Below are 8,839 nucleotides of genomic sequence, written 5' to 3'. Positions count from 1 at the left end.
TCTCCTAGGGGCTCTGCCCCTAAGACCCCATTTTAAAACTATAATTTGGAATGACATGCCCATCACCGTCTGCAATTTTACAAACGTCTATGAGAACCAGCCCTTTATGGAAGGCCTATGGCTCTCTGGAGAGGCCACATGGATAGACTGCACCGACATTCCGGGCACGGACTGCTACTGCGATGACGAGGCCGTCGAGACCATCCGAAGGCGCATCGCCGACGCAGGCATTAAGAACGCAAGCGGCATTCACTTCTTCGACAACGGGAATTTTCATTACATGAGCAAAATCTGGACCGACATGGTCCAGGAACCGTTTTCCCTTGTCATTTTCGACCACCACCCCGACATGCAGGAGCCGCGATTCGGGAACATCCTCAGTTGCGGCGGCTGGGTCAAGAAGGTTCTCGAAGGGAACAAGTTCGTAAACAACGTTGTCATTATCGGCGTCGCCGACCACCTAGCAGAGGAAATCCGAAAAGAGATTGCTTCGCACCCTGCGGATGCTCGCAATGACAATGGAGCCGAGAGCAATGACAAAATAACGTTTATCCGCGAAAGCGAATTGCCGACAGTCACCCTGGAGGGGCGTAGCCCCGATAGGGTCTATTCCACACTTCACATTCCACACTCCACATCCGTCTACCTTTCCATCGACAAAGACGCCCTCTCCCCCGCCTACGCGGCCACGAACTGGGACCAGGGTTCGCTGGATGTAGCGACACTCAAAGAAATCATCGCCGGCCTCGCCATAAACCACAAAATCATCGGTGTAGACATCTGCGGGGAGCGCGCCCGTGACTTTGCCGGCGACGAACACCACTCCGTGCAAGAAGCGGATGCGCTAAACGACCGCATAAACCGCGAATTGACGGAATTTCTGCAGAATCTCTGACTGCTCTTGAAATTTTCCAGCCAATAACCTATATTTGGCGCGTTAGAATTCTGCGATGTTGCAGAATTTTTCCGGAAGTCTTTGTCTAACCTTCCTTAAAAAACAAAATGAAAAGCTATATCCAGCGTGAATGGCAGGACCTGGTAATCCTGCTTCGCAACATTCCCTCCCTCGCCGTCAGTTTCTTTATCCTCTCCGTCGTGTGCATGAACTTGCTCGCGAACAAGGAACTGGTCTCGTTCGAATACATGGCCCTGGACTGCGGCTTTACGCTCAGCTGGTTCTCGTTCCTCTGCATGGACATGATATGCAAGCGGTTTGGGCCCAAGGCCGCCATGAAAGTCTCGGTAGTCGCCCTCTTCGTGAACCTGTGCACCTGCCTGTTCTTCAACATCCTTTCCCATGCGCCGGGCATGTGGGGTGAATTCTACAGCTACATCGACACGAACCCCGATGCGGCCAAGGTGGCAAACGATGCCCTCAACGCCACGTTTGGCGGTTCCTGGTACGTGGTGCTGGGCTCTGCGCTCGCCATGTTCACCGCGTCTCTCGTCAACTCCGTCGTGAACTACGGCATGGGAAAATTTGCGAAGGGCAAGGACTTCAAGACGTTCGCCGCACGTTCCTACGTTTCGACGATGGTGGCGCAGTTCGTGGACAACATGATTTTTGCCCTTACGGTAAGCCACGTGTTCTTCGGCTGGACCATGAAGCAGGTCCTCATCTGCTCCATTACGGGCGCCGTCATGGAACTCCTCTGCGAAATCGTCTTCAGCCCCTTCGGCTACAAGATGGCCTGCAAGTGGGAAAAGGAAAACGTCGGTAGCGATTACCTCAAATTCAAGGCAGGGCAAGCATGAACGTCTTTATCAGCGGAACGCACAGCGGCATCGGCCGCGCTATCGCAGAACTGTTCCTGAACCGGGGCGCGCATGTGGTCGGGTTCGACGTCAAGGAATCTACCATTGACCACGCCGAATACGAGCACCACATCGCCGACGTCTCGGACAAGAACTCTTTCCCGGAGCTGTCCATTGCGGCAAACATCGTCGTGAGCAACGCGGGCGTGCAGAATTCCGGTCGCGACATCGAAATCAACCTGAAGGGCGCGATGAACTTCGTCGAGAAGTACGCGATTCAATCCGAAATCAAGTCGGTACTCTTCATTGCGTCTTCCAGCGCGCACACCGGCGACGAATTCCCCGAATACGCGGTTTCCAAGGGCGGGCTGTTGACCTACGTGAAAAACGTGGGCCGCCGCGTCGCCAAGTTCGGCGCTACATGCAACAGCATTTCCCCGGGTGGCGTCAAGACAAGCCTCAACAAGCCCGTGATGGACGATCCTGCCTTGTGGAACCGCATCATGGACGTGACTCCGCTCAGGCGCTGGGCCGAACCCGAAGACATCGCGGAATGGGTATGGTTCCTGACGGTGGTGAACAAGAACTGCACCGGCCAGGACATCCTCGTCGATAACGGCGAGAAGGACCTGAACAGCACCTTCGTGTGGCCATGATACTAGCGCACTTCTAGCTTAGTAAAAGAATCGTAGTGGTCTGCAGTATAGTAGATTACACAGTCCGGCTGGTAAACAAGCCGCTTGGTTCCGCGATTTGCGCCGGAATAATCCACGTCGGCTTCGTGGTAAGAACCTTCGGGCAATGTTGCGTGGTAATTGTCCGGGTTGGAAGCGAAATTGTCAAAGTTGTCGCCGCCAATCATCACGCCGATTGTGGTCCACGGGTTGAAATTCCACTTATCAAAGGTGTTGCCCGTCTTCGACTCGTAAAGCTTTTTGCCTTCACTCTTGCCGACATAGTTCGCGGGTAACTTGTCGAACTTGCACAGGTATGCGGCCACAGAATCCTTGGTCGTGTACAGGCCAGATTCGTCAACCGCTTCGTAGATGCTCTTTACTGTTTCGCTAGATGATTCTGCACTTGAAGACGATTTTAAATCTTCGTCATCATCGCTGGAAACCGTCGATGTGGAACAGGCCGCGAAGAATACTGCGGCGAGACCGATAAAGAAAAACTTGAAAAACGACTTGTTCATACGTGAAATATATATTTTTCGCCGCGCTTTTGCTATTTTTCAACAAAACAAAGAACAAAAGGTCACCGGAAATCTCGCTTTGAGATCAAACACAAACCTCATACCTCAAAGGGAGCCGAAGGCGACCGACCTCAAACCTCAAAGCCACTATTTACCATGGATATTAACGAACTCGCACAACAGCACATCTTGAAGCAGCCCGTCTATGTGACCGGCAAACCCATCGCCTACACCGCCCGCGAATTCGGCCTCGACCCGAAAGACGTGGACAAGCTCGCGAGTAATGAAAACCCCGTAGGCCCGAGCCCGAAGGGCATGGAAGAGGCCCGCAAGGCCCTGGAAGAAGTGAACCTCTACCCGGACGGTGGCAGCTACGACCTCATCGGGAGTATTGCAGAGTTCCGCGGCGTGAAGCGCGAACAGATTGCCGTGGGTAACGGCAGCAACGAACTTTTGGACATGATTGCCCAGGTGTTCCTCGGCGAAGGCTGCGAAGCCGTGATGGGCAAGCACAGCTTTGCCGTGTATAAGCTCGCCACCATGGCCATGAACGCGAAGATTGTGGAAGTCGACATGCCGGCCCCCGCCTACAACTACGACCTCAACGCCATGCGCGCCGCCGTGAACGAGAAGACCCGTATCGTGTTCCTCGCCAACCCGAACAACCCGACGGGCTCCGACCTCACCGCCAAGGAAATCCTCGACTTCGCCGACAGCCTGCCCGAAACCTGCGTGCTCGTGATGGACGAAGCCTACACCGAATTCATCGAAGACACGCCGGAGCTCGTCCCGGATTTCAAGAGCCGCATCGATGCCGGCAGGAACATCATCTGCTGCCGCACCTTCAGCAAGATTTACGGACTCGCGGGGCTGCGCGTGGGCTACTGCATCACCCGCCCCGAAATCGTCGGCCTCATCAACCGCATCCGCGAACCATTCAACGTGAACAGCATCGCCCAGGCGGCCGCCATCGGCGCCCTCGACGACCAGGAATTCGTGAACCAGGTTCGTGAAATGAACAAGAAGGGCCTCGACCAGCTCAAGGCCGGTTTCAAGGAATTGGGCCTTCCCTATGTGGATAGCCATGCGAACTTCATCGCCGTCGGCGGTTTCAAGGACCCCATGGACGCATTCAAGTTCCTGCAGGCGAAGGGCACCATCATCCGCCCGCAGCCTGCCATGGGCGACGTGCTCCGCATTACCGTCGGAACCGAAGCGCAAAACGCAAAATGCCTCAAAAACATCAAGGCATATCTCGGGAAGTAAATCACTGGTTATGTCATTCCCGCGAAGGCGGGAATCTCCATTTCAAACCAACAAAGGGAGGTGCCCGCCCGGAGGCGGGCATGACAATTTAGATGAGCACGAACCATCAAAACAACAGGATTAAACCTCACGGAGTTGCCCGCGTGATTTCCAAGCGCGGTTTTTGCAGCAGAAGCCAAGCAGAAAACCTGGTCCGCGGGGGCCGGGTTTCTTTGCGTGATAAAATCGTGCGCGACCCCGAAACGCCCGCCTACGAGAACGACGAAATCCTTGTGGACGGCACGCCCGTCACCGCAAGCGAGTTCGTGTATTTCGCCATGAACAAGCCCCGCGGAATCGTCACTACTGCAAGCGACGAGAAGGGCCGAAAGACCGTGATGGACTTGTTCCGCGAAGAATACGCCAAGATGTTCCCCGGCAGGCCCGTACCGCACATATCGCCGGTAGGCCGCCTCGATGCCGCCAGCGAAGGCCTGCTGCTGTTTACGAATGATACGCAATGGGCCGACGCATTGCTAAGCGGAGGTTCAACAATGTGTCATCCTGAGCGGAGTGAAACGGAGTCGAAGGATCCAGGCCCGAAGCAACATCTCAAAATCTACCATGTGCAGGTCAAAGGCCACCCCACCGCTGACGACCTTGCGAAAATGGAAGCGGGCTTCAACGTCCCGCCCCGCATCTTCGGCGAAAGCGAAGAATTCATGCATGCCGAGCGCGCAGCCATCGCGAGCGTTGGCGAAAAGAACTGCTGGCTTGAAATCACCCTATCTGAAGGCAAAAACCGCGAAATCCGCCGCATGCTCGACCACTTGGGTTACGAAGTCATGCGCCTTATGCGCATCCAGTTCGACAAGTACACCCTGGGCGATTTAAAGCCCGGCGAAATAAAGAAGGTTTGAGGCTCGAGGTTCGAGGCTCGGGGAATCAGGCCAATAGTGACAGCAGGGCCACCAAGGGAGCATTCCAGTTGATGGCGGTCTCGTTGCTGGCAAAAGAACAGCGTTCGTCGGTATAGGAAAGTCCCGGCTGTGGGCCCGGATAATGCGGGAAACGGTGCAGGTCCTGTCTGTCGGCGTTGATGCCGCCCACCACAAGGCCCGGAATCGGGTCTTCTACCCCATCGGAATGGCAAATGCGGTGGTGCGGGAATTTTGGAGAACTGTGGGCGGCGCCGGTCACGAAACAGCAGTTCACCGGGTTCTTTCCGTAGATAAAGTCCAGCATACCGCGGGCGATTTCCGTATAGCACGGATCCGGATTCCAGAGGTTTGCAATCAGGAGGGTGAGCCCGTGGTTTGCAATCTCACCGTTGGAGCCCCACACGAACTTTTCCAGAGAAAGACCGTAAGCATCGGCGGAACAGCGTTCCACGATAGCGTCGGCGGCGCTTACCAGAGCACAGCGGGCCTTGGCCTGCATAGCAGAATCGCTATCCTGCAGGGCAAGGGCAATCCAGCCGAAGTTGTCGGTATCCCGCCAGGAAAGCCCCATCTGGACCGGGCACTTTTTTATGTCCGATTCCAGCGCCTGCAAAAGCTCCGCCTTGGAAAGTCCAGCCTGATCCGCCCCCTGGGGCAACTCACGGAACAGCATGGCCCGGGTCCAGAAAAACTCGTCGTCATACCGTTCATCGCCGTAGCCGCCGCTTCCTTCGGTATTGTGCGGGTAGGTAACATCGGGATTCTCGATGGCCCAGCGGTAAGCCCGGAGCGCAGCCGTGAGGCAGGTCTTGGCATAGGCTGGATAAGCCTGCCTGAACACCCGATGAGCATGGGCCATCACCCCTGCAAAGTTCAGCGTCGAGGTGGTGGACTTGCCTAGAATCTGGCGTTTCTGATTGGCATCTGACTGTGTGGGCGAAACAAAGCCGTCCCAGCGGATAGGCGAAACCTTGAAAAACACGCCACCGTCATCGTCCTGCATGCGCAAAAAGAAATCCAGCTCAAAACGGATTTCTTCCAGCAAGTTCATACGGAAAGAGCCACCGTGAAAAAGTCCCCCTTCGGTATGAGTCGTAGCATGGTCAGCTGCCAGTTCAGCGGCCAGGAGCAAGGTCCCGAGAGAAACGCCCCCGTTCACGATGTACTTCCCGTAGTCGCCGGCGTCGTACCAGCCGCCGTGGGCGTTCCAGGTTCCCGAGCGGTTCATGCTGGAGTGAAATTCCAGATGGTCGTCCAGATGGGCGGCGGGCCTTGCCCATTTTCCGGCCTTGTCGGCAGGCAGTTCCACACCGGAGCGCTGGAAATAGAACGACTTGAGGGTCATGGCCAGCTGGTTTACCACCATCCTGTCCGAAATCTCGAAGTCATGGGATTCCGCCAGGGAGTTTCCCTTTGCATCCATCACGGAAATCTTGTACTTTCCAAGACGAGCAACCTGAGAAAAATCCCCCTGCCACAAGAATTCATCGGTGTACTTGCAGCTGCCTTTTTCCGACATCTGGCCATCGGCCACCACGGTACCGGACTCGTCTGTCACCTGGAACCAGGGGGACATTTCCTTGAGAGGATTTTCCGGAGTGTCGCAGGCCAGCAAAAACACCTTCGGTGCCTTGGGCTCGTAACCCACGTGATTGTGCCGGATGGAAAATTTCATGGCCCAAATTTTAGGAATTTTCGTCTGTCGAGAACCGAAAAAGTCCGTCGTTTCCGTTTACAGGGATAACCAGAGCGGTGCATAACCAAAAAAAACACACCAGTCCCAAAATGCGTTAGGGCCGCGACTCGAACCCCGCACCTTTCCTAATCACCAACCACAGCTCACTTATTCTTATGGACTAGATCCTAGCCCCTAAATCATATCCCTGTTCAGTAGTTCACCGTGGTCAAGAGCCAGGCGGCGGAAAGGGCTGTTCAGGTAGAAGTCGGGGTTGTGGGTCGCCATCACCACGGTAGTGCCGCGGGCGTTGATTTCCTTGAAAATACGGAACACGTCTTCGGCGTTTGCCGGGTCCAAGTTTCCGGTGGGTTCGTCGGCCAAAAGCAGGTAGGGGTTGTGGACCATGGCGCGGGCGATGGCCACACGCTGCTGCTCACCGCCCGAAAGTGTATAAGGCATGGCGAAGCGTTTCTGGCTAATGCCCACCAGGGCAAGGGCGTCAAAGACCGCCGCGTTGATCTGCTTTGCAGGAGTGCCAACGATTCGAAGGGCCAGGGCCACGTTGTCAAAGACGTTCCTGTCGGGCAACAGCTTGAAATCCTGGAAGATGATTCCCATCTTGCGGCGGAGCGCCTGAATCTTTTTTTCTGGCGTGGTCTTGCTGTCATAAACGGTGTCGCCGGTGAACTTCACCATGACCTGTCCGCCACGCTCATCGTCGGGGCGTTCGTCCATGTAGATCAGCTTCAGCACCGTAGATTTACCCGCGCCGGAATGCCCCGTCAGAAACACGAACTCGCCCTTGTTGATACGGAACGTCACGTTGTTGAGGGCCTTCCAGTCCTTCTCGTAAGATTTCGTCACGTGGGTGAAGTGAATCATGTTCGCGCCTTCCGCTATGCCTATGCCATCATCTCGTTTCTAGAACAATCCCGCTCTTTGCCTTTGGACTACTCCGTCAGGCGGATGTCCACATGGACTTCTTGCCGCCATTTCTTGATGAGCGTTTTCAGCTTCTCGTTTTCCAAGTGGGATGCCGCAAAGGATTCAATCTTTCCGTAATCCTCTTCGAGATTCAGCTCACGAATCTGGCGGGAATCATCCAAGCGGAACAGATGGTAAGCCCCGTCAATGAGCACGGGTTCGGAAACCTCCCCCACATTCAATCCTGCCACAGGTTCCACGTAGGCGGGTTCCATCTCGTTACGCTGGAACCAGCCCAGAAGCCCGCCCTGGAAGTTGCTGGACTTGTCCTCGCTGAACTTCTTGGCGGCGGCGCTAAATTCTTCCTTGGTCTTCAAGGTTTTTTGCAGGGAATCAGCCCGCTGGATTACCGCCGCAGTGTCAGCCGCCGTAGGAATCGTCCGAAGCAAGATATGGGCCGAACGCACACCGTCTTCCTTGCGGCCAAGCACACGCACAATATGCCAGCCCAAGTCCGTCTTCACGGGGATTGCGGAATACTGGCCGTTCTTCAGCTGGTCCAGAGCCCGTTCGAAAGCCGGATCCAGAAGCCCACGCTTGAAATAGCCCAGGTCGCCGCCCTTGGCGGCGGAAGTGTCCTGGGAGTGATTCTTCGCAAGAATCTCAAAGTTCATGCCCAGGTTCAGACTGTCGATCAGAGCCTCCGCCACCTTTTTCACGGAATCCACAATCACCGTGTCGGGGTGGATGGTCATCTGGATGTGGCTCAGAAGCACACAGTTGTACTGGGGCGGAATGGAATCCTTATATGCCTTGTAAAAGGCATCCACCTCTTTCTTGGTGGGGCTAATCGCACCTACGTGGCGCTGACGGACCTTCATGAGCTCGATGTGGCTACGAATCTGCTTGGAAAGGCGGTCCCTGTACTGGGCCATGCTGAGACCCAGCTGGGCGCGAATCGCTTTCTCGAGAGTGGCAAGGTCGATGTTCTGGCTACCGGCCAGCTGAGCCAAGTGGGCGTTCACCCGCTGGTCCACCTCGGCGTCGGTCACCACGATGGAGTCGCGGTCTATGCGGGAAAGCAGAACCTTCTCCTCGATC

At 55.5% G+C, this 8,839-nt stretch carries 9 protein-coding genes; 5 read left to right on the top strand and 4 right to left on the bottom strand.

Annotation, left to right across the window (positions count from 1 at the left end; all coding sequences use genetic code 11):
- The first annotated feature begins 55 nt into the window (after positions 1–55).
- The 3 genes from IKB43_10040 to IKB43_10030 all read left to right on the top strand — a co-directional run bounded on the left by IKB43_10040 (position 56) and on the right by IKB43_10030 (position 2,411).
- Positions 56–895 (top strand): arginase family protein, encoded by an 840-nt coding sequence (locus tag IKB43_10040; GenBank protein MBR2470464.1) that lies wholly within the window; start codon positions 56–58, stop codon positions 893–895.
- Positions 896–1,002: 107 nt separating this feature from the next.
- A complete protein-coding gene (locus tag IKB43_10035) occupies positions 1,003–1,755 on the top strand; it encodes a VUT family protein (GenBank protein MBR2470463.1) in 753 nt (250 codons plus the stop codon).
- The gene (locus IKB43_10030) at positions 1,752–2,411 is read left to right on the top strand and encodes an SDR family oxidoreductase (GenBank protein ID MBR2470462.1); all 660 of its coding nucleotides are present in this window, start codon (positions 1,752–1,754) and stop codon (positions 2,409–2,411) included. The genes IKB43_10035 and IKB43_10030 overlap by 4 nt, the downstream gene beginning before the upstream one ends.
- 2 nt (positions 2,412–2,413) lie before the next feature.
- On the opposite strand, the gene IKB43_10025 is transcribed toward IKB43_10030, so the two are convergent.
- Positions 2,414–2,950 (bottom strand): hypothetical protein, encoded by a 537-nt coding sequence (locus IKB43_10025; GenBank protein ID MBR2470461.1) that lies wholly within the window; start codon positions 2,948–2,950, stop codon positions 2,414–2,416.
- 156 nt (positions 2,951–3,106) lie between these two features.
- Here IKB43_10025 and IKB43_10020 point away from each other — a divergent pair, with 156 nt between their 5' ends.
- A complete protein-coding gene (locus IKB43_10020; GenBank protein MBR2470460.1) occupies positions 3,107–4,216 on the top strand; it encodes a histidinol-phosphate transaminase in 1,110 nt (369 codons plus the stop codon).
- Between the two features lie 92 nt (positions 4,217–4,308).
- Positions 4,309–5,115 carry an rRNA pseudouridine synthase gene (locus IKB43_10015; protein MBR2470459.1) on the top strand — a complete coding sequence of 269 codons (807 nt, stop codon included), beginning with the start codon at positions 4,309–4,311 and terminating at the stop codon, positions 5,113–5,115.
- Positions 5,116–5,140: 25 nt separating this feature from the next.
- Here IKB43_10015 and IKB43_10010 read toward each other — a convergent pair whose 3' ends face one another.
- From IKB43_10010 to IKB43_10000, 3 genes are all read right to left on the bottom strand, one after another.
- Positions 5,141–6,811 carry a glycoside hydrolase family 9 protein gene (locus IKB43_10010; GenBank protein MBR2470458.1) on the bottom strand — a complete coding sequence of 557 codons (1,671 nt, stop codon included), beginning with the start codon at positions 6,809–6,811 and terminating at the stop codon, positions 5,141–5,143.
- 195 nt (positions 6,812–7,006) lie between these two features.
- On the bottom strand, positions 7,007–7,696 hold the full coding sequence (gene ftsE / locus IKB43_10005; GenBank protein MBR2470457.1) for a cell division ATP-binding protein FtsE: 690 nt from the start codon (positions 7,694–7,696) through the stop codon (positions 7,007–7,009).
- Between the two features lie 68 nt (positions 7,697–7,764).
- Positions 7,765–8,839 (bottom strand): peptidylprolyl isomerase (locus IKB43_10000; GenBank protein MBR2470456.1); only part of this gene is annotated, 1,075 nt, incomplete at its 5' end.

The organism is Fibrobacter sp. (assembly GCA_017503015.1).
Classification (GTDB): Bacteria; Fibrobacterota; Fibrobacteria; order Fibrobacterales; family Fibrobacteraceae; genus Fibrobacter.
This window is presented reverse-complemented; position numbering and strand designations above follow the sequence as displayed.